The organism is Kocuria sp. LUK, from assembly GCF_021012935.1.
Lineage (GTDB): Bacteria > Actinomycetota > Actinomycetes > Actinomycetales > Micrococcaceae > Kocuria > Kocuria flava.
On sequence record NZ_JAJMZI010000001.1, the window covers coordinates 273,757 to 298,242 of the forward strand.

The window sequence follows — 24,486 nt, forward strand, 5'->3', positions numbered from 1 at the left end:
CTCACGGACGGTAGTCCGGGGCCGGCTCCAGGCCGAAGAACTCCTCCATGGTGTCGACCTCCGGGTCCACCAGGGCCGCTTCCTGCATGTCCCGGACCAGGTCGTGACCGACGTAGCGGATGTGCCAGGGCTCGTAGGCGTAGCCGGTGACGGCCTGATTGTCCTCGCCGTCGGGGTAGCGGATGATGAACCCGTACTCTCCGGCGTGCTCGGCGACCCACGCCCCGACCGGGGTGTCCGCGAAGCAGTCCTGCAGCGCGCACACTCCGGAGGCGTTGCCGACGTCCATGGCCAGCCCGGTCTGGTGCTCGCTGTGCCCCGGCCGGGCCGCGATGGTGTCGGCGGTCTCCTGGCCGTACTGCCGCACGTAGCTGTCGTAGAGGCCGGCCTGCGTGTCGTAGGAGCGGTACCCGCTCACGGCCACGATGTTCACCCCGTCGGCCTTGGCGGCCCGGGCCATCTTCTGGTACGCCGCCGCCGCATCGGAGCGCATCCGTTCGGCCTGGATGCGGCTGAGCGGCTTCGGCACGTAGGTCCGGGGGTCCAGTGGGCGGTGCTTGTTCACCACCACCGTCGGACTGGAGGCCGAGTCGATGTCGTAGGTCGTTCCTGTCGCGACCGCCGCCGAGGGCGCCACGAGCCCCGTCGCCAGGCTCAGTGCTGCCGCACCGCCGAGAACTCCACCGATGGTCTTCATCATGTTCACGCCCCCACGTGTCCGGGAGAGATCCGCCTCAGCGTAACGGCACGGCCCCCGCAAGACGTGCTGTGTGACACTGTGAACGAGGAGTGGTCCGTCGCTTCCCCACTGCCTCAACCGTGCCGTGCACGCGTCTTCGCGTTGAGCGCTGCCGTGCGCGGTCCTGCCGTTGCTTCCACGCCGTCGGCGCCGCGGCGGAGCAGGAGGAGACCGTGCTGGAGACCACGGTGCAGCCCGGCACCGACATCGTCACGCTCGACGCCCACGGAGGGATCACCGCCGAGGAGATGCTGCACGTGCGCGCGGTCCTCGACGAGGCGCTCCGCGACCACGACAGCGTGCGGATGGTCGCGACCCGCGGTGAGCTCGATGTCGGCGACGTCTCCCCGACGGCGCCGTGGCCGGCCCGGACGTCCGCCGGCTGCGTCAAGAAGCTCGCCCGGCTGACCGTGGTCACCGACGTGGACCGGGAGGCGAAGGCCTCCGAGTGGACCTCCGAGCTCCTGCACATCCCCACCCGCCGGCTCCGTCTCGACGAACGCGCCGCGGCCCGGGCCTGGATCAGCCGGCCGCAGCTGCTCCCGCCGCCGCCAGCCCACCCCTCAGCGGAGGCCGGCCGCGGGCGGCCGGGAACAGCTCGACCGTGCTCGGCGCCGGGGGCCGCTACGACCGTCCAGGTGCCGGCGATCGACCTCGAGTCACCGTTCTGTGGAAGGTCGCTTCTGGCATGCGGCAGCCAGGTACGGCGCTGTCCGGCTCCTGTCGGAACCGGCAACCACGGCGGGTGTTCCGGCGGCGATGATCCGGCCCCCGGCGTCGCCACCGGCGGGTCCCAGGTCGATCACCCAGTCGGCGCCGGCCACCACGTCCATCGCGTGCTCGACGACGATCACCGTGTTGCCGGCGTCGACGAGCCGGTGCAGCTGGGCCATCAGGAGCTGGACGTCGGCGGGGTGCAGTCCTGTGGTGGGTTCATCCAGCAGGTAGAGGGTGTGGCCTCGCGCAGCGCGCTGCAGTTCGGTGGCGAGCTTGATGCGCTGGGCCTCTCCGCCGGAGAGCTCGGTGGCCGGCTGGCCCAGTCCCAGGTAGCCGAGACCCACCTCCCGCAGGGCCTGGAGGCTGCGTGCGGCGGCGGGAACGTCGGCCAGGAACTCGGCGGCGGTGTCCACGGTCATGGCCAGGACCTCGGCGATGTTCCGGCCGCGGTAGGTGACCTCCAGCGTCTCGGGGTTGTACCGTGCGCCGTGGCACTGGGGGCAGGGCCCGTAGCTGCCGGGCAGGAACAGCAGCTCCACGGCCACGAATCCCTCCCCCTCGCAGGTCTCGCAGCGACCTCCGGCCACGTTGAAGGAGAACCGTCCAGCGCCGAAGCCCCGAGCACGGGCCGCGTCCGTGGCGGCGAACGTCTTCCGGACGGCATCGAAGAGCCCCGTGTAGGTCGCCAGGTTGGAGCGTGGGGTGCGGCCGATGGGCTTCTGGTCAACCGTCACCAGCCGGTCCAGCTGCTCCAGTCCGCAGACGGATCCCCAGCCCGGGGCCCTGACGGAGTCATCGGCGCCGACGCCCCGATCCCCCGGGTCCGGTTCTTCCGCAGCCTCGGCGCCCGGGTGCAGCCCGGCGCCGACCGCCTCGGCGAGCACCTGACTGACCAGGGTCGACTTGCCCGAACCGGACACACCGGTGACCGCTGTCAGCACCCCCAGCGGGAAGTCGGCGTCGAGCCCGCGCAGGTTGTGCCGGCTGATGTCCTGCAGCCCCAGCCAGCCCGTCGCGTTCCGGCGGGCGCCGGAGGCGGTCGTTCCGTCGGAACCGTGCGTGAACAAGAACGGCCGGGTCACGGACTCGTGGACCTCCGCGAGGCCGGCCACCGGTCCGCTGTAGAGCACCTCACCTCCTCCGGCACCAGCTCCCGGGCCCACGTCCACCAGCCAGTCCGCGCGGCGCACCACGTCCATGTTGTGCTCCACCACGAACACCGAGTTGCCGGAGGACCTGAGCTGCTCCAGCAGCGCGAGCAGCGGCTCGGCATCGGCAGGATGCAGCCCGGCTGAGGGCTCGTCGAGCACGTAGATCACCCCGAACAGCCCGGAGCGGAGCTGCGTGGCGATCCGCAGGCGCTGCATCTCCCCAGGGGACAAGGTGGGAGTGGAACGGCCCAGAGCGAGGTAGCCCAGCCCCAGATCCAGCAGCACGGTGATCCGCACCAGCAGGTCTCGGGCAATGGCCACGGCCACCTCGTTGTCCTCACCCGAGGTCTGCGTGCGCGAGGCGGTTCCGGCTGCTGTGAGTTCTGCGGTGGGGCGGATCACCTCGGCCAGTTCGGTCATCGGCATGGTGTTGAGCTCGGCGATGGTCTTTCCGGCGAAGGTCACCGCCAGAGCCTCTGCCCTGAGTCCGCTGCCGCCGCACCGCGGACACGGCCCGGTCTGCATGAAGCCCAGGACACGCCCGCGCACGGTGGCACTCCTGGACTCGGCCAGGGTGTGCAGCACATGGCTGCGGGCGCTCCAGAACCGGCCCCTGTACGGCTTGGCGATGCGATCACGCTGCGGCGTGACCTCCACCACCGGTTGCTCCTCGGTGAAGAGGATCCAGTCCCGGTCCTTCCGGGGCAGCTCCTGCCAGGGGGTGTCGATGTCGTGCCCGAGGTGGGTGAGGATGTCACGCAGGTTCTTGCCCTGCCAGCCGCCCGGCCAGGCGGCAATGGCCCCGTCGCGGATGCTGAGCGACGGATCGGGGACCAGGGACGTCTCGCTGACGGTGTGCGCAGTGCCCAAGCCGTGGCATTCCGGACAGGCCCCTGCAGCGGTGTTCGGGGAGAAAGCATCCGAGTCCAGCTGAGCGGCGCCGTCCGGATAGGTGCCGGCACGCGAGAAGAGCATGCGCAGCGAGTTCGACAGCGTGGTGACGGTGCCGACGGTGGAACGGGCCGTGGCCGTGCCGCGGCGCTGCTGCAGCGCCACGGCCGGAGGCAGACCCGTGATCTGCTCCACCTCGGGATGGTGTCCCTGCTGGATGAGCCGGCGGGCGTACGGGGCGACGGACTCGAGGTACCGACGCTGGGCCTCGGCGTAGATGGTGCCGAAGGCCAAGGACGACTTGCCGGAGCCGGAGACACCGGTGAACGCCACGATCGCATCGCGCGGCACATCGACATCCACATGGTGCAGGTTGTTCTCCCGGGCGCCACGGACCCGGACAAGACCGTCCGTGGAGTGCTCGGGGGTCGGCGCGGACAGCGTCGACGCCGTTCGATCGAGAACATCGTGTTCATGTCGCATCGGTCCGACTCTATCGATGCCCGCAAACCCGGGTCCGGCACCGGGAGCGGGGCCGGGGTGCGAGGTGCCCGGACACGGGACCGGCCGCTGTCCGCTGGCACGCTCACCCACAGCCTCGGCACGACCCCGCGAAGACAGCCTCGACTTCCGGGCGCCGGCCGGCGAGCCCACGGCCGCGGCAGCGCGGCCGTGAAGACGGCCGAGCGTGGGCCCGGAGCGGAGGCCGGCTGCGCAGCCGCATCCTCGGACCTGGGCTCGACCGCCCTGAGGGCACGCCGGATCAGGACGGCACCCGATCGCGCGGCAGCCCCGGTGCGGTCGATGCGAGGAACGGTGGCATCCGGCACGGGGACCACACGGCTGATCCCGTGACCGGCCTCCGGCGGCAGATCGCTCACCGGCCGGTCGGCGGGTCGTCGACGGATGTTCATTTCCGGGTCAGCCGGGGGGCGGAGGATCGGGCCATGGCTACCTTCTCCCGCCGCGGCCTGCTCCAGGGCTCCCTCGCGGCCTCCGCTCTGACCGTGGCCGGCGCGGCCCCGGCCGCCGCCGCCCGCCCTGTGATGCCGGCCGGCCCGTCGTCCCCGGCTCTGGTGCGGCGGCGCCTGCACCTGCCCAGCGGTATCGCCACCGGCGACGTGACGTCTTCCTCGGCGGTCCTGTGGTCGCGGACGGACGGCACCGGTCGCATGGTGGCGCACCTGCGGGCCGTGGACGCCGGCGGCGCGCCCCTCCGCGGCCGCGGCGGCTTCGAGCGGACCCTGACCTCCGGGTGGGTGAGCGAGGCGACCGACCACACCGTCAAGATCGGGGCCACGGATTTGCCCGCCGGCACGCGCTTCGCCCTGGAGGTGCGCTTCGAGGACGAGGAGGGCGCGCTCTCCGACGTCCACCACGGCACCTTCCGGACCGCCCCGGGCGTCCGCGGACGGGGCCGTTCCGGCGGACACGGGCACGGCCGCCGCAGCCAGTCCTTCGTGTGGACGGGTGACACGGCCGGACAGGGCTGGGGCATCAACCCGGATCTGGGCGGGATGTACACCTACCGGGCGATGCACGACCTGGACCCGGACTTCTTCATCCACTCCGGGGACACGATCTACGCCGACGGCCCCCTCCAGGCGGAGGTCGTCGAGGCGGACGGCCGCATCTGGCGCAACCTGGTCACCGAAGGCGTCACCAAGGTCGCCGAGACCCAGGAGGAGTACCGGGCCCGTCACCGGTACAATCTCATGGACACCAACGTGCGGGCGATGTACGCCGACGTACCCGTCGTGGCCCAGTGGGACGACCACGAGACCACCAACAACTGGTGGCCCGGGGAGATCCTCGAGGACGAGCGCTACACCGTGCGCGACGTCAACACCCTGGCCGCCCGCGGACGGCGGGCCTGGCAGGAGTACCAGCCCATCGGCGAAGCACGTGCCCTGCGTCCGGGCACCACCGGGTTCGAGGGCCGGCGGATCCACCGCCGGATCGAGCGCGGCCCGCAGCTGGACGTCTTCTGCCTCGACATGCGCACCTTCAAGGGCAAGAACACGGCCGGTCTGCAGCCCCACGCCACGCCCCTGCTCGGCGAGGAGCAGGTGCAGTGGCTCATCGACGGCGTGCGCTCTTCGCGGGCCACCTGGAAAGTGATCGCCGCGGACCTCCCTCTGGGGGTGATCGTCCCGGACGGGAAGGCCCAGGAGTCGATCAGCAACGCCGACGACGGGGCCCCGCTGGGCCGGGAGCTCGAGCTGGCCCGGGTGCTCAAGGCCTTCAAGGACGCCGGGGTGCGCAACGTCGTGTGGGTGACCGCGGACGTCCACTACTGTGCGGCGCACCACTACTCGCCCGAGCGGGCGGCGTTCACCGACTTCGACGAGTTCTGGGAGTTCGTGGCCGGCCCCATCAACGCCGGCACCTTCGGCCCCAACGAGCTGGACGGCACTTTCGGCCCGGAGCAGGTCTTCGCCAAGGCCGGCCCCACCGCCGGCTCCCCCCGCGACGGCCGCTTCCAGTTCTTCGGCCACGTGCAGCTGGACGAGGACGACGTGCTGACCGTGAGCCTGCGCGACGGCCACGGCGGCACGGTCTTCACCAAGGAGCTCGTCCCCCACCGCTGAGCCGGTGCGGGCCGGTGCTCGTCCAGCGGGTGGAGGTCCCGGGCGAGGCAGCGGTCGGCTGATGCTCGCCCAGTGGGCCTGCGGTCGGTCCGGGCGGACGGATCGAGGAGGAGGACATCATGCACGCCCACCAGCCGATGACGGCGGCTGCTGCCACGCCGCGCTTCCTCCGGTCATGGGACGGACCGGTCGTTGCGGCGCGGAACGTGACGCCGGGGACACCTCCCCGATGGTGGGGCATACGGTGACCACCCGCGGCGTCGTCACCGCCGTCTACGCCACCGGCGGGCTCGACGGCTACTGCGTCCAGACCCCGGGGACCGGCGGGCAGCCCGACCCGGGCGCCCATGACGCCTCCGAGGCGATCTTCGTGCACTCCCCCGACACCGCGGGCACCGTCCGGCCGGGACAGTACGTGGAGGTCACCGGCGCGGTCGCGGAGTACCACGGCCGGACCCGGATCAGCGTGCGCGCCGACGGCCTGCGGGTCCTGGACGAGCCCGCGGAGGCCGTCAAGCCCACCGTCGTCGGGTGGCCCGCCGAGGAGGCCGAGCGTGAGGACCTCGAAGGCATGCTCCTGGACCCGGCCGGTGAGTTCGTGATCACCGACAACGACGACCTCAACCGCTACGGGGAGATCGGGCTGGCCGCAGGCGCCACGCCCCTGGTCCAGCCCACCGCCGTCGGCGCCCCCGGCTCCGCCGAGGCGGCCGCGCAGGCCGCCGAGAACGAGGCTCGTGGGGTGCTGCTCGACGACGGGGCGACGACCGACTACGGCAACGTCGCCAACGCCGCGATCCCGTTGCCCAGGGCACCGACCGGATCGTCCTGACCGGCGACTTCAACTCCTACGACCAGGAGGACCTGATGCGAGACCTGCACGAGGCCCGCTACGTGAACCTGGCTCCGGCGGGCGAGCACTCCTACGCCTTCGGCGGCATGGTCGGCTCCCTGGACCACGTCCTCGCCTCGCCCGCCGCGGCCGGGACCGTGACCGGCTCGGACGTCTGGGAGATCAACGCCCACGAGTCCGCAGGCCTGGAGTGCAGCCGGCACAACCACAACGTGACCGGCCTCTACACGGCCGACCCCTACCGCGCCTCCGACCACAACCCGGAGATCGGGGGCCTGCGCCTCGACGCCGCTGAGGACACCGTCCCCAGCCGTGCGCAAAAGCCCGGCCGGGGCAGTGCGGCGCAGCACCCGGTCCAGGCCGAGCCCGGCCGGGGTGTCCGGCAACGCGGCAGCGACCGCGCCCACGACGTCCTGGAGCGGCTCTTCGGCTGACCGTGCGGACCGGTCGCCACGCCGGCACCGGGTCGACTGCCCGACGGACCGTGAACCGGCTGAACGGACACGTGTGAACATGGCGAGCGGTTCCCGTCCCTGGTCCCGGTCGGACCGTCCGGACCGGATCTTCTCGCTCCCCCGCGCGGTGCACGAAGTGACAGCACGCGGTGTCGACCCGGCGTGAGACCATCGAGAACAGCCCAGAAGGGGTGCAATCCGTGCAGGATTGCACCCCTTCGACGGGTCGCTCCAGCGCACGGTCCTCACCCGACGAGCCCGGGACCCATAGCGGGCCAGGTCCAAGGCGATGGCGCGCTGCCCCGACCGGACGTCTGCCGAGGTGTGCCCATGGCCGCCTCCACCCGCCCCGGCGTCCCGGCAGATGCCCGCTCGACCGCCGCCGCCGACCCCGCCGGGCAGGGCACCACTGTCGTCGCCCTGGCCGTCACGTCGAGGGCGCCGCTCCGGAGAGTTCCGCTCGGATGATCTCCGCTCCCGCGGCGAGAGCGGTCATCTTGTCCCGCGCAATCTGGCGATCCAGTGGCGCCATGCCGCAGTTGGTGCTCGGATACAGCTTGTCCGCATCGACGAAGCGGAGCACCTGCCGGAGGGTGCCGGCCACGTCCTCCGGGGTCTCGATCGCGCCGCCGGCGACGTCGATGGCCCCGACCATCACCTTCTTGCCTCGGAGCAGCTCGATGAGCTCGACCGGGACGCGGGAGTTGTGGCATTCCAGGGAGACCATGTCGATCGTCGACTGCTGGAGCAGCGGGAACGACATCTCGTACTGGCGCCACTCCGACCCGAGCGTCGCCTTCCACTCGGTATTGGCCTTGATGCCGTAGCCGTAGCAGATGTGCACGGCCGTCGTGCTGCGCAGTCCCTCGGCCGCTCGCTCCAGTGCGGCCACGCCCCACTCCTTGAGGTCGTCGAAGAACACGTTGAAGGCAGGCTCGTCGAACTGGATGATGTCGACGCCCGCCGCCTCCAGCTCCTTGGCCTCCTGGTTGAGGATCTTCGCGAACTCCCAGGCGAGCTCTTCGCGACTCCTGTAGTGCTCGTCGTAGAGGGTGTCGATCATGGTCATGGGACCGGGGAGCGTCCACTTGATGGGCTGGCTGGTCCGCGCACGGAGGGCCCTCGCGTCGTCGAGGAAGACCGACCGCTCACGGCCCACCGCGCCGACGACCGTCGGGACGCTCGCGTCGTAGCGGTCACGGATCCGCACGGTCCTCCGGTGTTCGAAGTCGACGCCGCTGAGGTGTTCGATGAACGTGGTGACGAAGTGCTGACGGGTCTGTTCGCCGTCGCTGATGATGTCGATGCCCGCCCGGCGCTGCTCGTCCACGGCCAGGCTCAGCGCATCCCGCTTGCCCTCGCGCAGTTCCTCGCCGTCCAGCTTCCAGGGGGACCACAGCGTCTCGCTTTCCGCGAGCCAGGAGGGCTTGGGCAGGCTGCCGACGACGGTGGTGGGCAACAGGGTGTTCATCGGTGCGTCTCCTTCTCTCGTCCGGAGTGGGCCGCGGCCCACTGCTCCAGGAGGGTCCGGTGCGGCTTCACGAAGTGCTCCTCCGCGAACTTCCCCTGCATGAGGGCCAGCTGACTGCGCTCCTCGCGGTCGTAGCCGATCTGCGTCACCGAGTGGTCCCGACTTCCCAGGCTCGGCCGGTAGATGCGGCCGGCCGCCGCATTGGCGTTGTAGATCTCCGGGCGATAGATCTTCTGGAACGTTTCCATCGTGCTGATGAGACCGATGAGTGCCAGGCTGGAGTAGTCATTGAGGAGATCGCCCCGGAAATAGAACGCCAGGGGTGCCACCGCGCCGCGGGGCATGAAGTAGCGGACCCGCAGTCCCATCTTCTCGAAGTATCGATCGGTCAAGGAGGATTCGTCCTGCCGGTACTCGACCCCGAGGATCGGATGGTGGTTCTCGAGCCGACGATACGTCTTGGTGCTCGAGACGCTGATGCAGATCACGGGCGGCTGGGCGAACCGCTCGCGGTAGGCAGCGGAGTCCAGGAAGTGCGTGAAGAGCTTCCCGTGCAAGGCGCCGAAGTCATCGGGGATGCTGGACCGGGACACCTTCGCGTGGTGTTCCGGCAGCACCACGCTGAAGTCGTAGTCCCGGAGGTAGGACGAGAAGTTGTTCCCCACGATCCCGTCGATGCGCACACCGGACAGCGTGTCGAGGATCTGCACGTCGAGGACCTCGATCAGGGGGAACACCGCGGCGTCGGCGACGTGCACGTCCACGGAGACGATCTCGATCTCCACGGCATAGCGATCCCGGCTGGGATTGTCCCAGTGGGCCAGGTCGTTGAAGCGATTGTTGATCATGGTCAGGGTGTTGCGGAGGTTCTGGCGACGGTTCTCGCCGCGGGCCAGGTTCGCGAAGTTCGTCGTACCCCGGGAACTGGACGACGGGCAGTAGTCCTCGTCGAAGCGGGTCGTGCTGATATCGAACGTGAAGTCGTTCGTCCTGGTGGTCTGCTGCATCGATTCCTCACTGTGGACCGGGGGCCTGCCTTCCGGGTCCGCACTCGTCCCGAACGTCTCTGCCTGCTGCTCGTGCACTGCCCTCCCGAAGGCCGCCTCAGTCATGCTCCTGGCACCCCCGGCGCTGCCCGGACGACGTCGGTCCGGGCCTCCGGGACGCCGGTTCCTCCGGCCGCGGCGGTGACGCGGTGCTGACTGCTCCGGGGCGCGCGGGGATCGCCGGGTGGTGGACGCGCCCGACGGTGGGGTGCCGGGCCAGGTGCTCGGCGACCGTTCGCGCGGTTTGTCCCGTGGCGGCGCCGATGGCCCCGGTGCCGCCCTCCGGGGCCGCCAGCCGGTGCTCGAACACGGCAACCGTGGGGTTGCCCGTGCGGCTGTGGGTGAACCCGGGGGTCTCCAGCCGGAACATCGAGGCGGCCGTGGCGTGATCGGGAAATCGGTAGGACGCCGTCTGGTGGATGGGCACGGCCACCGGCCGGCAGGGGGCCTCGGGCTCGTGGCCGGCGTGGACCTGTTGGGTGGCGTGGTGAGTCATGCGATCCTCCATCGGTCCTGGCGGTAGCACCGTGCCCGCCGGTCCCGGTGTCCCGGGGTCGGCTGGCTGGTTGCTGCGGCGTCGTCGAGCCAGATCTCTCGGCCGCTCTGGATGGTGTGGTCCGCTCATCCCACTCGATGGACGGCTCTGCAGTCCAACGGACGGTGGGGCGGCTGTCACAAAACCACACGTCGCGAAATCTTCGGGCCGGGCGGTCGCGCTCGGCCGATGTCGGGCCGTGTTTGTGACAGGTTGTGACGGCCGGCCGCCCGGCCCTCATCGTGGGCTCGGTGATGTTCCGGCGGAGGACCAGGGCGACGTCGACGGCGTCGTGCGCGGCGAAGACGACGCCCGGCCGGGGGTGGCGTCATCGACGGCGTGGTGAACGGCGTCAACCGGACCCCGGGAGCTGTGCACGGAGCCATCGGATTCGTCCGCCGGCACCGCAGGAGGGCTCTCCCCGGCCGCGCTCCTCAACCGTGGCAACCTGCGGCGTGTGACCGAGCTCGTCCGCACCGGCCCGCTCAGCTGCAGTGCTGGTACGACGCATCCTGCGTCTGCACCGGGCTGCCGCCTCGTGGCGCCCCGCCTCGGGCAGGAGCCTCGCCGGACTCGCCGCCGCGGCGCACTGCAGCGACCAGCCGCACGTGGTCCGTGACTTCCACGCCGTGGCCGGCCAGGCGCCCAGCTCCGCGCCGGGATGTCGTCCGATCCGTACAAGCCGCCGTCCCGGGCCTGGTCCTGGGGTCGAACCATGACCGACCGGAACGACATCACCGCCGCCTCGACCACCGTGCTCGGTGCGGATCCGGGCGAGGGGACCCCGCGGCTGCGCGCCCTGTGGGATGCCGGCCGCGCGGAGGAACACGCCCAGCGCTGCGTTCTGGCCCACTACCTGGCTGATCCGGAACCGCACCTGACTGATGAAGTGCGGTGGGACGAGATCGCCCTGGAGGAGTTCACCCGCCATCGGCCGAACACGACCGTGGGGTGGTGAAGCCGGCGGCATCAGCCGGCAAGAGCGCGACCGCGAGATGTTCCCGGTGCTGCCGGCTTTCCGATTTGCCGGACCCGGTGACCGTAGATCGTTGTGCTGGGGCGAGGAATCGCCGATGGTCATGCATCCGCGGCGTTCGGAAGAGCGACCCGTTCACCGTGGGCGCTCTTGACGGTGCCCACCAGACGGCGCAACCTGAGGTCCCCGTCCGACCGGAGACACCCATGGGCAAGCTGATCTACGCAGCCAACACCTCACTCGACGGCTACCTGGAGGACGAGACCGGCTCCTTCGACTGGTCCGTGCCCGACGAACAAGTGCATGCCTTCTGGAACGAGCACGAGCGGCACATCGGCACCTCCCTCTACGGCCGCCGCATGTACGAGACGATGCGCGTCTGGGAGAGCGACGAGTGGCTGGACACCGAACCGGCCGTCGTGCGCGAGTACGCGCGGATCTGGCGTGACACCGACAAGATCGTCTACTCCTCCACCCTCGACGAAACGTCGACGGCGCGGACGAGCATCGAGCGGCAGTTCCAGCCCGAGGCGGTACGACAGCTCAAGGAGACCTCCAGCATCGACCTGAGCATCGGCGGCGCCACCCTCGCCGCCGAGGCGTTCCGGCACGGACTGGTCGACGAATGCGTGCTGCTGCTGTGCCCCGTGACCGTGGGCGGCGGCAGACCGGCGCTGCCCCGGGGCCTGCGGCTCGACCTCGAACTGCTGGACCACCGCCGCTTCGACAACGGCGTGATCTGTGTGCGCCACGCGGTACGGCACACCGCCTGACACCAGTGGCGGCCATCGCGTGCATCAGGGCTGCCGCACGACCGCGTGCCATGGGAGCTGGACTGATGCCCCCTGACCGTTCTGTGTGGAGCAGGGCGCCGAAGGGTCGGCTCGATCCGCCCCCAGCCTTCCGGCCACCGCACCACCTTCCCGCAGGGTCAGACGGCTCCCCCGGCAACCTCCGGCATCCCCGAGTCGCGGCCGCCGTGGTGGCCACCGTCACCGATGTGCTCGCGAGCCACGAAGTTCTCGAGGTCGAAAAGGTTCTCCGCACGGGCGGCCACGTTCACCAGGGTGGTCATCGAGGCGACCTCCTCGACCTGCTCCTTGAGGAACCAGAGCATGAACTGCTCCCCCAGCGCGTCACCTTCGGCCCGGGCGGCTGCGAACAGGGCCTTGATCTGCTCGGTGACCTCCTGCTCCTGGGACAGTGCCAGGGCGAGGGGCTCACGAACATCGGTGAAGTCGTTGCGCACCTCCCCGACCCCAGGAATGGACAGGGGCAGGTCCCGGTCCAGGATGTACTGGACGATCATCATCGCGTGATTGCGCTCCTCCAGCGACTGCCGGTAGAAGTGCCTCGCCAGCTGCGGCAGATCCTGACTGTCGAACCACACCGCCACCGCAACGTACTGGTGGGAGGCGGCGAACTCGTGGCCCACCTGCCGGGTCAGCAACTCGTTGAAAGTTTCGGAGGCCATCGGTTTCTCCTCGGGACGGGACGAAGACGGAGCATCGGAAGGACCGGGCGCCGGCTCTCCGCGCCGCAACCGCCCGGTCCCCGTGCTGAAGATCTTGACCATGGGCCCACCCTAGCGAGGCGCCTCATCCTGCGGTACCACTCGCTCCTGTGCCATGAACCATGGCATCTGGGCGCGGAGAACGCCGCTGCAGGCGGTGAGCATGCCCAAGGACACACCCCCCCGAGTCGCCCTTCTCAGGGTGCCGCCCCGACACCCGAGGCAATCGGCCGTATGCAAAGAGGACGGCGGGCATCCGTCGACTCTCCTCGACGGCCGCCTCCCGCAGGGGTGCCGGCGGCTGTGGCCGGTGGCGTCCCGTGGGTCGAGGGTCACGCGACCGCCGACGTGTCGTCAGCGTCTTCTCAAGTCCTCGGCGAGCATCACGATGATGCCGCTGGGGCCTCGGACATAGGTGAGCTTGTAGGCGTCCTCGTAGACCGCCACGCCGCGCAGCGGGCGGCAGCCGTGCCTGGCGGCGACCTCGAGGGCCACGTCGAGGTCGTCGACCGAGAAGGCGACGCGGTGCATGCCGATCGCATTGGGTCGGGTGGGCTCCGTCTCGATCGCTGCGGGGTGGAGGTACTCGAAGAGCTCGAGGCGACCGCCGCCGTCGGGCGTCCGGAGCATCGCGATGTTCACGTGGTTGCCGTCGAGACCTACAGCCCTGTCCGCCCACTGCCCGCTGACCGTGTCCCGGCCCACGAGGGTCAGGCCGAGGTCGGTGAAGAAGGCGATCGCCGCGTCGAGATCACGGACGGCGATGCCGACGTTCTCGAACTTGATGGACATGCGATGCATGCTACTGAGCCGAGGCTCACTGTCCAGGCCGACGCTTCATCCAGTCCCGGAAAGCGGACCCTTTACCCCAGCACGGTCCGCCGCCAACCGGGCCATATGTAAACCCGGGATTCGGCCCCTATTCAGCGCGTGAATGATTCGCGGGCCTGTTCCGGCTCGTACCTTCGAGCTAGCTGCGCGGCCTGGTGCCCCCTTGGTTCTCGTGTGCAGAGCACCCCTTGATGCTCTCTTGGGTCTGGGCGGGGTGGTCGTCCTTCAGTTCCGTGACCTCGGATTTGAGGATGCGCATCGACTGGCCGAGGCTGCGGGCCATACCGGGTAGTTTCGGTGCGCCGAACAGCAGCATGACCGCCAGCAGGATCAGCAGCATGCTCATAGGGTTGTCGAGCAGTCTGGCCATCGGGAACTCCTTGTCTGCGGGGAATGGGAACGGACCGGTTCCACCCGGCCACGGGTCCCGGCAACCTCCCAGGGCGGCTGCCGGGACCGGTGCTCAGCCGGCCGGCGGTGCCGGCGGGGTGCCGCCGGCACCGCCGGGGGGCGCCCCGGCCGGAGCGCCGTCTCCGGTGAGCTGACCTCCGGTGGGGGTGGTGGTGGTGTCCACCCCCGCGGTGAGGGTGACGGCATAGCCGTCGGTGACGTTGCCGGTGGTCGCCCCGAGCTGGCTGGCCCCGCCGTCGTCGCCGAAGACGTTGTCGGTGGCCAGGGTGAGCTGGGCCAAATTGCTGACGGAGGACTCGTAGCCGGAAGTGGCGTAGACGGCGTCGCAGGCGTTCTTCGGCAACGCGACCTGGGAGGTGGCGATCGCGGTGGTGGAGTCGGTGATGGAGGCCTGGTCGGGGTAGACCTCGAAGTGGATGTGCGGCCACCGCCCGGTGTAGCAGGCGGGGAAGATGCTGGTGAAGCGCACCTTCCCGTCCTCGTCGGCGATCTGCACCCCGCGCAGATAGTTCTCCTCGGTGACGCCCTCGGAGTACAGGGAGTAGCGGCCCTCCCGGTCGCAGTGCCAGACGTAGACGGCCACCCCGGCGAAGGGCACCCCGCCGCCGGCGAGGTCGGCGATGGTCAGCTCCAGGGTCATGGGCACGCCCTCGGCGGTCCCGGTGGCGTCCCCGAAGCTGGAGCGCAGGTCGCTGCGCACGATCCCGCTCTGCTCCAGCACGTCCGGGCCGTTGGAGCCGTCCCCGGGATAGGGGCCGGCGGTCTCGTCCGGGATCTCCTGGGTCGCCAGGGCGGTGGGCGACGGCGAGGGCGAGGCCGTCGCGGTGGCCGAGGCCGAGGTGGATGCACTCGAGCCGGTGGAGGCGCCGGTGGCCCCACACGCGGCCAGACCGACCGTGGCGGCACCCATCCCGAAGAACCCCAGCACCCGCCGCCGGCTCACCAGCGTGCCGAGGTCGAAACCGAGCCCTTGGTCCACCACCTCCTCCTCCGGGCGGGGCAGGCGGCGGCCTTCGTAGTGGGGCGTCGTCTCGTGCTGGGCATGCGGGTGCATGGGTTCTCCGTCCGTAAGGGGGTGACTGGTGAGAACGGTAGGCAGGCAGGCTATGCCGGGGCTGAGCCATGCCTTGTCGGGTGCTATGCGGGTCGTGGAAAACTCCGGAGACCGGACTGTCGCCGGGTAGGGACAGGTTTCCTCGGCCGTCGGTGCATAGGGAACGCACGATGGCAGAGGCATACATGACGCGGTGCGCCGGTGACTTGCTGGGAGGTGGCGACTGGCCGGCCATGTATGGGGCTGGGGCAGATCGGTTCCTGGTGACTCCGAGGCCGGTCGAAGGCTCCCCTGGGGTGCGCTTCGGTGGTGAATCTGGTCTTGCGCGGCATAGGTCGAGGCCCCACCGCAGGTGGTGGGGCCTCGACGACTGGTGTTGCTGTGGAGATCGTTGGTCTTGGGTGTTGCTGGGGTGCCTCAGCCGCCGATGCCGACGACGGCGATCATCACCGGGACGATGGCGACGATCAGGGCCACGCCGAGGATGTCGAAGAAGAGGCCGGTGCGGATCATGCGGGTGATGGGGACCGCGCCGGTGCCGTAGACGATGGCGTTCTGCGGGGTAGAGACCGGCAGCATGAACCCGAAGGAGGCAGCGAACGTGGCGGCCATGGCCGGGACGAAGGGGTCGACGCCCATGGCCTGGCACAGCGGGATGACGATCGGGACGATCACCGCGGCCGAGGCCGTGTTGGAGGTGGTCTCGGAGATCAGCACGGCCAGCACGGCGGAGAAGATGGTGATGGCCACGACGTTGGTGATGGGCAGATTCTCGGCCGCGCCGGTGCCGATGGTCTCGGCCAGACCGGTGGCGGCCAGCAGGGAGCCGAAGATGATGCCGGTGCCGAACAGGACGATGGTGCCCCAGTCGATCTTGGCCGCGTCCGACCAGGTGAGGGTGGCCTCGCGCTTCTTCCAGTTCGTGGGAAGGATGAACAGCAGGGCCGCACCCAGGACGGCGACGATGCCCTCGTCGAGGCGGTCGTCGAGGAAGATGTAGGCGGCCGACTCGGTGCCACTGATGAGGCTGACGACGGCCGGCAGTAGCCACAGGGTGACGGTGATGCCGAAGGCCAGCAGGGTGTTCTTCTCGGCTCGGGACATCCTCCCCTGGGCGGCGCGGTGCTCGCGGATGTACTCCTCCACGCCCTCGATCCGGCGGATCTCGGGCTTGTTGAGCAGGAACATGATGACCGCCAGGACCACGAACATGGCCAGGCACACCGGGAAGGCAACAGCCATCCACTGGGCGAAGGAGATCCGGGTGCCGGTGGCCTCCTCGATCAGGCCGCGGCCGATGAGGTTCGGCGGGGAACCCACCGGGGTGAGCAGCCCGCCCACGGAGGCTCCGTAGGCGAGCATCAGCAGCAGGGCCGCGCCCACGCGCAGGCGCAGGGGGTCGAAGTCTGCCTTGACCACCCCGCGGTCCTGCATGAGCTGGGCGATGACGGCCAGGATGCCCAGGGCGGTGGGCATGAGCATGGCCACCGTGGCCGTGTTGGAGACGAAGGCCGAGAGCATGCAGGTGATCACGCCGAAGGCGATGATGATGCGGTAGGTGGACTTGCCGACCCCGGGCAGAGAGAGCACGAAGAAGGCCAAGCGCTGGGCGATGCCGTGCTTGAGCATCGCCGCGGCGAGGATGAACGCGCCGATGAAGGTAAAGATCGTGGTCGACCCGAACGGTTGGAGCACGTCGGAGGCCGGGGCGACGCCGAGGATCACCACGGCGGCCACGCCGATGAGCCCGCCGATGGGGATGGGCACCGGCTCGCAGATCCACAGGATGATCACGCCGAGCAGGACCGCGGCCAGCAGGTGCTGGGTGGGATCGAGGTTCAGCGGCAGCAGGGCGAAGATGATCGCCACTGCCGGGGCCAGGAACAGTCCGGTGGTCTGGCGGGCGCGTTCGAACTTCTCCTCCCGCGGGGAGAGGGTCTGCTCGCTGAGGCTGCGGAAGGTCTTGCCGCCCAGCAGGGCAGCACGGACGTCCGTGCGGGGTGGAGCACTCGTGGGGCCGGCGGAGACGGGTTGCTGGGTTTGCACGGTCCAGGTCCTTCCATAGATGGGATGGACTCACCATGCGTCCGTGACTTGCATCACGTCCAAGGCCTGTTGTCTACTACGCCAATAGGAAGAACCAATAGGTTCATGGGTGGCGGGCCCACCCGGCACCCGAGGGGTCGTGAGATTCTCGGAGCTTGCGAACTGTGACATCACCGCCGGATGGGTTCTCGTGGAGCGCAGTCGATGCGCATACCGGGCGCAGCTGCGGTGGCGACGATGGCGGTGATTGGCCCGTGTCATCGTCCGGGGCGGCACCGGCCCCGGTGTCCTGGGGGGCATGAGAAGGGAAGGCAGAGATGGATGTTCGGCAGCTGAAGTACTTCTTGGCCGTGGTGGACCACGGTGGGTTCACCCGGGCGGCGGAGCATTTGATCATCGCTCAACCCTCGTTGTCGCAGACGATCAAGGGCCTGGAGCGGGAGCTGGGGGTTTCGCTGTTCCACCGGATCGGGCGGCGGGTGGTGCTCAGTGAGGCCGGTCAGGAGTTGGTGGGTCCGGCCCGGGTGGTGGTCCGTGATCTCGACGCGGCCCGGGCGGCCATCGATGATCTGCGCGGGGTGCGCAGCGGCCGCCTAGACGTGATCGCCATGCCTTCCCCGGGCATCGAGCCGCTGACGTCGATGATCGCCGCCTACGCGCAGTCCCACCCAGCGGTGACCCTCAATGTCGCCGCCGCCTTCACCCCCGACGAGGTGACCGAGGCGGTGCGCACCGGCAGCGCGGAGATCGGGATCCTGGGCTCGGACCGGCCCTTCCGTTCCGCGGAGGTCGAGGTGATGCACCTGGAGCAGCAGCCGCTGGTGCTGATCGTCAACCCCAACGCCGACGACTTCGGCGAGGGTGAGGCCATCGGCCGGCAGGACCTGGCCGGCCACCGGGTGGTCGCCTCCCAGCGGGGCTCGCTGATGCGCTGGCTCGTCGACGACGCCCTGGCCGGGGGTGTGCAGGTGCAGATCGCCGCCGAGGTCGCCCACCGCACTTCGGTGCTGCCGATGGTGCTGGCTGGCGTCGGGCACGCGGTGATGCCCTCGTCCTGGACCCCATTGGCACGCCAGGCGGGGCTGCGGGTACTGGGAATCGAGCCGACCACGGTCCTGCACGTGGCCGTGCTCAGTCGCCCGTCAGACCTGACGCCGGCCGCCCGAGCCTTCCTGGAGGTCGCCGCCCGGCACACGGCAGCCCACTCCTCCGCATCATAGAACTTCCCTATGTAGGGGATGCGAATTGAGTCTTGGACCTTATGTGCTCCGGGGCGCTCTACTGGTATCTGACACCGCGATGTGATGCGGGCAACATCAGATAGACCTCGACAAGGAGAGCACCACCATGGCTGAGCACCAGGTTTTCAAGATCGCCTCGATCCCCGCCGACGGGGTGGGCAAGGAGGTCGTCGCCGCCGGCCGCAAGGTCCTCGACGCCCTCGCCGAGCAGTCCAACGGGAAGTTCTCCTTCGAGTGGACCGAGTTCCCCTGGGGCAGCGAGTACTACGCCGAGCACGGGGTGATGATGGACCCCAACGGTCTGGAGGAACTGAAGAACTTCGACGCGATCCTCTTCGGGGCCGTCGGGTGGGAGAACGTCCCCGACCACGTGTCCCTGTGGGGGCTGCGGCTGAACATCACCCAGAACTTCGACCAGTGGGCCAACATCCGTCCCGTGCGCTTCCTCCCTGGTGTGGTCTCCCCGCTGCGCACGGCCGATGACACCGAGCTGGACTGGGTCGTGGTCCGTGAGAACAGCGAGGGCGAGTACGCCGGGCTGGGCGGGCGCAATCTCTCCGGCCGGGGCCCCGGCAATGAGGTCGCGATTCAGTCCTCCCTGTTCACCGAGAAGGGCTGTGAGCGGATCATCCGCTTTGCCTTCGATCTGGCCCGCACCCGCACGGTGAAGAAGGTCTCCAGCGTCACCAAGTCCAACGCCCAGCAGTACGGCATGGTGCTGTGGGACGAGGTCTTCGCCCGCGTGGCCGCCGACTATCCCGATGTGGCCACCGAGTCGGTGCTGGTGGACGCGATGAGCGCCAAGTTCATCCTCCACCCCGAGGAGCTCTCGGTCGTGGTGGCCTCCAACCTCAACGCCGACATCCTCTCCGACCTCGGCTCCGCCCTGGCCGGCAGCCTCGGCCTAGCCGCCAGCGCGAACCTCAACCCGGAGCGGCGCTTCCCGTCGATGTTCGAGCCCGTCCACGGTTCCGCCCCGGACATCGCCGGGAAGGGAATCTCCAACCCCATCGGCACCGTTGCCAGCGCGGCCCTGATGCTCGACCACTTCGGACTCCACGCCGAGGCCCGCCGGGTCGAGGCCGCGATCGAGGCCACCACCGCCGCCGGTCACCTCACCCGCGACATCGGCGGCACCGCCGACACGAACGAGATCACCGAGGCGATCGTCGAGGCCCTGGCCAAGTCCCTGGCCACCGCCTGAGACCCACCGCCGCTTCGAGGCGCTTCCAGGGGCCGGCCGGCACCGTGCCGGCCGGCCCCTGCCTGTCCCGTGCCTCGGGACAGCCACCACTCTCTTCTCCTGAGGGCTCAGCGCACCGCCGCGGAGCATTCCCTTCTCGACACCGAGGACAACACTCATGGACCACACCATGGTCAGTGACACCTACCAGACGGCCGCTCGTAAGCCCTGGTACCGCCAGCTCTACGTCTGGGTGCTCGTGGCGATCGTGCTCGGCATCCTCGTCGGCTGGCTCGCCCCCGACACTGGGGAGGCCATGCAGCCGATCGGCACCACGTTCGTGGAAGCGATGAAGATGCTCATCGGCCCCATCGTCTTCCTCACCATCGTCGGCGGTATCGCCAGCGTGGCGGACCTGAAGAAGGTCGGGGTCACCGGGCTGAAGGCCCTGGGCTACTTCCAGATCGGCACCATCCTGGCCATGCTCACCGGCCTGGTCGCCATCAACATCTTCCGCCTGGGCGAGGGCGTCAACGCCGACGCGTCGGCCATCGAGACCACCGGCACCGCCGCCGAGCTGATCGACAAGGGCGAGAACCAGCAGTGGTGGGAGTTCCTCACCCACATCATCCCCGGCAGTGTGGCCGCCCCCTTCGTGGAGGGCGACATCCTGCAGATCATCTTCATGGCCGTGATCTTCGGCATCGCCCTCAACGCCGCAGGCCCTATCGGCGCCCCGGTCCTGGACGGGATCCAGCGCCTGACCGCGGTGATCTTCAAGGTCCTGAACTACATCATGAAGGCCGCCCCGCTGGGCGCCTTCGGGGCGATGGCCTTCGCCGTGGGCAAGTACGGGGTGGAGACCCTCTCCAGCCTCGGCTGGCTGATCCTGCTCTTCTACGGCACCTCCCTGGTCTTCGTCGTGGTGGTCCTGGGTTCGGTGATGGCCTTCCTGAAGCTGAACCTGTTCACGATGCTCAAGCACTTCAAGGAGGAGTTGCTGCTGATCCTGGGCACCTCCACCGCCGAGCCGGCCCTGCCCGGGCTCATGCGCAAGCTCCAGCACGCCGGGGTCAAGAAGGAGACCGTGGGCCTGGTCGTGCCCACCGGCTACAGCTTCAACCTGGACGGGGCGGCAATCTACCTGTCCCTGGCCGCCGTCTACATCGCCCAGGCCACCAACACCGATCTGACCATCGGCCAGCAGCTGGGCATGCTCGCCGTCATGCTCCTCACCTCCAAGGGAGCCGCCGGGGTGGCCGGAGGCGGGTTCATCGCCCTCACCGCCACCCTAAGCACCCTGGGCACCATCCCGGCCGCGGGCATCATGCTGATCTTCGGCATCGACAAGTTCATGTCCGAGTGCCGGGCGCTGGTCAACTTCTGCGGCAACGCCGTGGCCACCCTGTTCATCGCCTGGTGGGACAAGAGCTTGGACGTGGACCGCGCCCGCCGGGTCTTCAACGGCGAGGACGTCGAGCCCCTGGAGGAGCCCACCGCCACCGAGGCCCCTGCCGTGGGCCACACCACCGCGGCCGTGGAGGACCCGCTGGCCGAGATCGAATCCTCCACCGTCCCGGCCGTGCCCGCCACCGCGCTCCACCGGGTGGTCGACGGCCCCGCCACCGACCTCGAGTCCACCGAGACGGATGAGGTCACCCGGCACCGCGACGACGAGCTCGTGAACGAGGGCGCCCGATGAGCACGAATCCTCTGACGACACCGCGGATCCTGATCGCCCCGGACAAATTCAAAGGATCGTTGACCGCCGCCCAGGTCGCCGATTCCCTGGCCGCCGGCCTGCTCCAGGAGAACCCACTGGCCCAGGTGCACACCCTGCCCCTGGCCGACGGCGGGGACGGCAGCGTGGCCGCTGCCCTGGGTGCGGGATTCCAGGCGCTGACCATCCCGATCACCGGCCCCACCGGCGAGCCGACCACCACCACGGTGGCCTTCGACGGCACCACCGCGGTGGTGGAGGTAGCCACCACCGCCGGCCTGCAAATGCTGCCCGCAGGCCGCCTCGCCCCGCAGGAGTCCAACAGTGTGGGCTTCGGTCAAGCCATCCGGGCCGTCCTGGCCCACCGCCCGGCCCAGATCGTGCTGGCCCTGGGCGGCAGCGCCACCACCGACGGCGGGGCCGGGATGCTGGCCGCTCTCGGCGTGGTCTTCACCGACCGGGCCGGCCAAGCCTTCGTGCCCACCGGCGCCACCCTGGGCCAGATCGCCGAGGTCGAGCTCACCGACCTCGTGGCCCTGGACGGGGTGGAGTTGATCGCCGCCAACGACGTCACGAATCCCCTGCTGGGCCGCCACGGGGCAGCAGCCGTCTACGGCCCGCAGAAAGGCGCCACTCCCGACGACGTCGAGGCGCTGGAGGCCGGGCTGGGGTGCCTGCTCCGGCGCCTGTGGGAGGCCGGCTGGCCCGCCGAAGAGGCCGCCGGCGTTCCCGGGGCCGGCGCCGCCGGCGGCCTCGGCTGGGCCGCGATGCTGCTGGGCGCGAGGATGGTCTCCGGAGCCGACTTCTTCCTGGACCTGCTCGACTTCCACGACCACGCTGCCGGCTGCGACCTGGTGATCACCGGGGAGGGAAAGCTGGACACCCAAACGCTGTCGGGCAAGCTGCCTCTGGTCGTGACCCGCCGCGCGAACCCGGTGCCGGTGATCGCCGTCGTGGGGCACAACGCCCTGGACACGGACCGACTGCCCGCCCACGGCATCGAGAAGGTCTACGCACTCAGCACCATGACCGACCAGGACAGCGCCACCGATGCCTGCCTCTCCGCGGCACTGCTGCGTCAGACCGGCCAGCACATCGCCCGCGCCCTGACACTGGCCTCACACACCACCCACACCGCAGACGCCCTCTAGACACACCGGCGACCAGGCGGCCTGACACCAACGGTGTCAGGCCGCCTGACACCGCCGCGTTCCAGCGCCCCTGGGTCCAGCGCTGGAGATCGCCTCACCCCACGCTGATGCCTCCAACCCCAAAACACCGCACACCGTCACCGGAGCATCAAGGATGCATCACGCCGATGCTCCGGCCACATCAGTGCCTGACCCCCCTCCCCCCTTGAACCGACGACAGGACGTCCCCCTATGCGACGAGCAAAGATCGTGGCCACGATCGGCCCGGCCATCTCCTCCTACGAGAACCTCTCCCAGGCGATCCGGTCGGGCATGAACGTGGCCCGGCTCAACATGAGCCACGGCGACCACTCCGTCCACGACGCCTCCTACGAGAACCTGCGCCGGGCCTCCGCGGACCTCGGGCAGACGGTGGCGATCCTCGCGGACCTGCAGGGGCCCAAGATCCGGCTCGGCCGCTTCGCCGACGGGCCCCACGAGCTGCTGCCCGGCGACGAGTTCTCCATCACGGTCGAGGACGTCGAGGGCACCGCGCAGCTGTGCTCCACCACCCACAAGGGCCTGCCCGGGGACGTGAACGTCGGCGACCCGCTGCTCATCGACGACGGCCGGGTCGCCCTGCGCGCCACCGCCGTCTCGGACACCACCGTGACCGCCGAGGTGGTCGTGGGCGGGCCGGTGTCCAACAACAAGGGCATCAACCTGCCCGGGGTCGCCGTGAACGTCCCGGCGCTGTCGGACAAGGACGAGGACGACCTGCGCTGGGCCCTGCGCCGCGGCGTGGACCTGATCGCCCTGTCCTTCGTGCGCGACGCCAAGGACATCGTGCGGGTGCACGAGATCATGGACGAGGAGGGCCGCCGGCTGCCCGTGATCGCCAAGATCGAGAAGCCCCAGGCGGTGGACTCCCTGCACGAGATCATCGACGCGTTCGACGGCATCATGGTCGCCCGCGGCGACCTCGGCGTGGAGCTGCCGCTGGAGCAGGTGCCGATCGTGCAGAAGCGCGCCATCGAGCTGGCCCGCCGCTGGGCCAAGCCGGTGATCGTCGCCACCCAGGTGCTCGAGTCGATGATCGACAGCCCGCGCCCCACCCGCGCCGAGGCCTCCGACTGCGCCAACGCGGTGCTCGACGGCGCGGACGCCGTGATGCTCTCCGGGGAGACCTCGGTGGGCAAGTACCCGATCGAGACCATCGAGACCATGGCCCGCATCATCGAGGCCACCGAGTCCCAGGCGCTCGAGCGCGTCCCGGCGCTGGGCACCGAGCCGCGCACCCGCGGCGGTGCGGTGACCCGGGCGGCGGTCACCATCGCCCGGCAGCTCGACGTCAGCTACATCTGCACCTTCACCCAGTCCGGGGACTCCGCCCGCCGGCTCTCCCGGCTGCGCCCGGCCCACCCGATCCTGGCCTTCACCCCCGAGCCGCTGGTGACCGCGCTGATGTCCCTGCTGTGGGGCGTGCAGCCGATCCAGGTCGCGAAGGTCGACCACACCGACGACATGACCCGCCAGGTGGACCTGCACCTGCAGGAGCAGGGCCTGGCCGGAGAGGACGACCTCGTGGTGATCTGCGCCGGCTCGCCCCCCGGGGTCGCCGGCACCACCAACCTCGTCAAGGTCCACCGGGTGGGCGACGTCGCCGACGCCGGGGAACTGCTGGGCGGCCAGCGCAAGCGGGAGCGCGTGGGACCGTGGCGGGAAGCCGAACCAATCCGGTAACACCCACCACGAAACGTGAAAGGAATGCCCGCGGAGGGAACCCCACCCGGAGCACGGCCCGCCGCTAACTGGGCCTTACGTAAACCAGACGATCACAGATCCGTTTATCGAGCAGTCCCGGTTCCGACACATGCCAACTTCTCTGGGTTGGGCGAGTAGTTGGACACACACGCCGATCGGATCAGGACT

General features: G+C 69.8%; 19 protein-coding genes, 2 pseudogenes and 1 riboswitch. Of the genes and pseudogenes, 11 read left to right on the forward strand and 10 right to left on the reverse strand.

Annotation, left to right across the window (positions count from 1 at the left end):
- Position 1: 1 nt before the first annotated feature.
- Entirely contained in the window at positions 2–700 is a 699-nt protein-coding gene (locus tag LQU92_RS01250) for a D-alanyl-D-alanine carboxypeptidase family protein (protein WP_230659990.1), read from the reverse strand.
- A 227-nt stretch (positions 701–927) separates the two neighbouring features.
- Here LQU92_RS01250 and LQU92_RS15370 point away from each other — a divergent pair.
- Positions 928–1,254: pseudogene (locus tag LQU92_RS15370) on the forward strand (STAS/SEC14 domain-containing protein); the annotation flags it as partial.
- 144 nt (positions 1,255–1,398) lie between these two features.
- On the opposite strand, the gene LQU92_RS01255 reads toward LQU92_RS15370, so the two are convergent.
- Positions 1,399–3,981 (reverse strand): excinuclease ABC subunit UvrA, encoded by a 2,583-nt coding sequence (locus LQU92_RS01255; protein WP_230659993.1) that lies wholly within the window; start codon positions 3,979–3,981, stop codon positions 1,399–1,401.
- Between the two features lie 464 nt (positions 3,982–4,445).
- On the opposite strand from LQU92_RS01255, the gene LQU92_RS01260 reads away from it, so the two are divergent.
- The 3 genes and pseudogenes from LQU92_RS01260 to LQU92_RS01270 form a co-directional block, all read left to right on the forward strand.
- Positions 4,446–6,089: an alkaline phosphatase gene (locus tag LQU92_RS01260; protein ID WP_230659996.1), complete on the forward strand. Its 1,644-nt coding sequence runs from the start codon at positions 4,446–4,448 to the stop codon at positions 6,087–6,089.
- Between the two features lie 244 nt (positions 6,090–6,333).
- Complete coding sequence (locus LQU92_RS01265; protein ID WP_230659999.1) at positions 6,334–6,921, forward strand: hypothetical protein; 588 nt, start codon at positions 6,334–6,336, stop codon at positions 6,919–6,921.
- Positions 6,876–7,376, forward strand: a pseudogene (locus LQU92_RS01270) (endonuclease/exonuclease/phosphatase family protein); the annotation flags it as partial. The gene LQU92_RS01265 and the pseudogene LQU92_RS01270, both read left to right, overlap by 46 nt.
- 448 nt (positions 7,377–7,824) lie before the next feature.
- On the opposite strand, the gene LQU92_RS01275 reads toward LQU92_RS01270, so the two are convergent.
- From LQU92_RS01275 to LQU92_RS01285, 3 genes are all read right to left on the reverse strand, one after another.
- Positions 7,825–8,868 carry a methionine synthase gene (locus LQU92_RS01275; RefSeq protein WP_230660005.1) on the reverse strand — a complete coding sequence of 348 codons (1,044 nt, stop codon included), beginning with the start codon at positions 8,866–8,868 and terminating at the stop codon, positions 7,825–7,827.
- A complete protein-coding gene (locus LQU92_RS01280) occupies positions 8,865–9,875 on the reverse strand; it encodes a DUF1852 domain-containing protein (protein WP_230660008.1) in 1,011 nt (336 codons plus the stop codon). Before LQU92_RS01280 ends, LQU92_RS01275 begins: the two co-directional genes overlap by 4 nt.
- Positions 9,876–9,972: 97 nt before the next feature.
- Positions 9,973–10,410, reverse strand: coding sequence for a PLP-dependent transferase (locus LQU92_RS01285; RefSeq protein ID WP_230660011.1), 438 nt, complete (start codon positions 10,408–10,410; stop codon positions 9,973–9,975).
- A gap of 5 nt (positions 10,411–10,415) precedes the next feature.
- Positions 10,416–10,528, reverse strand: a riboswitch (SAM riboswitch).
- Positions 10,529–11,164: 636 nt separating this feature from the next.
- On the opposite strand from LQU92_RS01285, the gene LQU92_RS01290 reads away from it, so the two are divergent.
- Entirely contained in the window at positions 11,165–11,407 is a 243-nt protein-coding gene (locus LQU92_RS01290; RefSeq protein WP_230660014.1) for a hypothetical protein, read from the forward strand.
- A gap of 224 nt (positions 11,408–11,631) precedes the next feature.
- Positions 11,632–12,198, forward strand: a complete 567-nt coding sequence (locus LQU92_RS01295) for a dihydrofolate reductase family protein (RefSeq protein WP_101852337.1) — start codon at positions 11,632–11,634, stop codon at positions 12,196–12,198.
- A 158-nt stretch (positions 12,199–12,356) separates the two neighbouring features.
- On the opposite strand, the gene LQU92_RS01300 is transcribed toward LQU92_RS01295, so the two are convergent.
- From LQU92_RS01300 to LQU92_RS01320, 5 genes are all read right to left on the reverse strand, one after another.
- Positions 12,357–12,899, reverse strand: coding sequence for a ferritin (locus tag LQU92_RS01300; RefSeq protein ID WP_230660017.1), 543 nt, complete (start codon positions 12,897–12,899; stop codon positions 12,357–12,359).
- A 393-nt stretch (positions 12,900–13,292) separates the two neighbouring features.
- Positions 13,293–13,730 (reverse strand): VOC family protein, encoded by a 438-nt coding sequence (locus LQU92_RS01305; protein WP_230660020.1) that lies wholly within the window; start codon positions 13,728–13,730, stop codon positions 13,293–13,295.
- 178 nt (positions 13,731–13,908) lie between these two features.
- Positions 13,909–14,139, reverse strand: a complete 231-nt coding sequence (locus LQU92_RS01310) for a twin-arginine translocase TatA/TatE family subunit (RefSeq protein ID WP_230660022.1) — start codon at positions 14,137–14,139, stop codon at positions 13,909–13,911.
- A 93-nt stretch (positions 14,140–14,232) separates the two neighbouring features.
- Positions 14,233–15,234, reverse strand: a complete 1,002-nt coding sequence (locus LQU92_RS01315; protein ID WP_230660024.1) for an intradiol ring-cleavage dioxygenase — start codon at positions 15,232–15,234, stop codon at positions 14,233–14,235.
- 417 nt (positions 15,235–15,651) lie between these two features.
- Positions 15,652–17,280, reverse strand: a complete 1,629-nt coding sequence (locus LQU92_RS01320) for a DASS family sodium-coupled anion symporter (protein WP_230660027.1) — start codon at positions 17,278–17,280, stop codon at positions 15,652–15,654.
- Positions 17,281–17,597: 317 nt separating this feature from the next.
- Here LQU92_RS01320 and LQU92_RS01325 point away from each other — a divergent pair, with 317 nt between their 5' ends.
- The 5 genes from LQU92_RS01325 to pyk all read left to right on the forward strand — a co-directional run bounded on the left by LQU92_RS01325 (position 17,598) and on the right by pyk (position 24,297).
- Positions 17,598–18,500 (forward strand): LysR family transcriptional regulator, encoded by a 903-nt coding sequence (locus tag LQU92_RS01325; RefSeq protein ID WP_230660030.1) that lies wholly within the window; start codon positions 17,598–17,600, stop codon positions 18,498–18,500.
- Between the two features lie 127 nt (positions 18,501–18,627).
- The gene (locus LQU92_RS01330; protein WP_101852347.1) at positions 18,628–19,725 is read left to right on the forward strand and encodes a tartrate dehydrogenase; all 1,098 of its coding nucleotides are present in this window, start codon (positions 18,628–18,630) and stop codon (positions 19,723–19,725) included.
- A 157-nt stretch (positions 19,726–19,882) separates the two neighbouring features.
- Positions 19,883–21,406 (forward strand): C4-dicarboxylate transporter DctA, encoded by a 1,524-nt coding sequence (dctA, locus tag LQU92_RS01335; RefSeq protein ID WP_101852348.1) that lies wholly within the window; start codon positions 19,883–19,885, stop codon positions 21,404–21,406.
- Complete coding sequence (locus LQU92_RS01340) at positions 21,403–22,575, forward strand: glycerate kinase (protein ID WP_230660033.1); 1,173 nt, start codon at positions 21,403–21,405, stop codon at positions 22,573–22,575. Before dctA ends, LQU92_RS01340 begins: the two co-directional genes overlap by 4 nt.
- A 231-nt stretch (positions 22,576–22,806) precedes the next feature.
- Positions 22,807–24,297 carry a pyruvate kinase gene (gene pyk / locus LQU92_RS01345; protein ID WP_230660036.1) on the forward strand — a complete coding sequence of 497 codons (1,491 nt, stop codon included), beginning with the start codon at positions 22,807–22,809 and terminating at the stop codon, positions 24,295–24,297.
- The last annotated feature ends 189 nt before the right edge of the window (positions 24,298–24,486 follow it).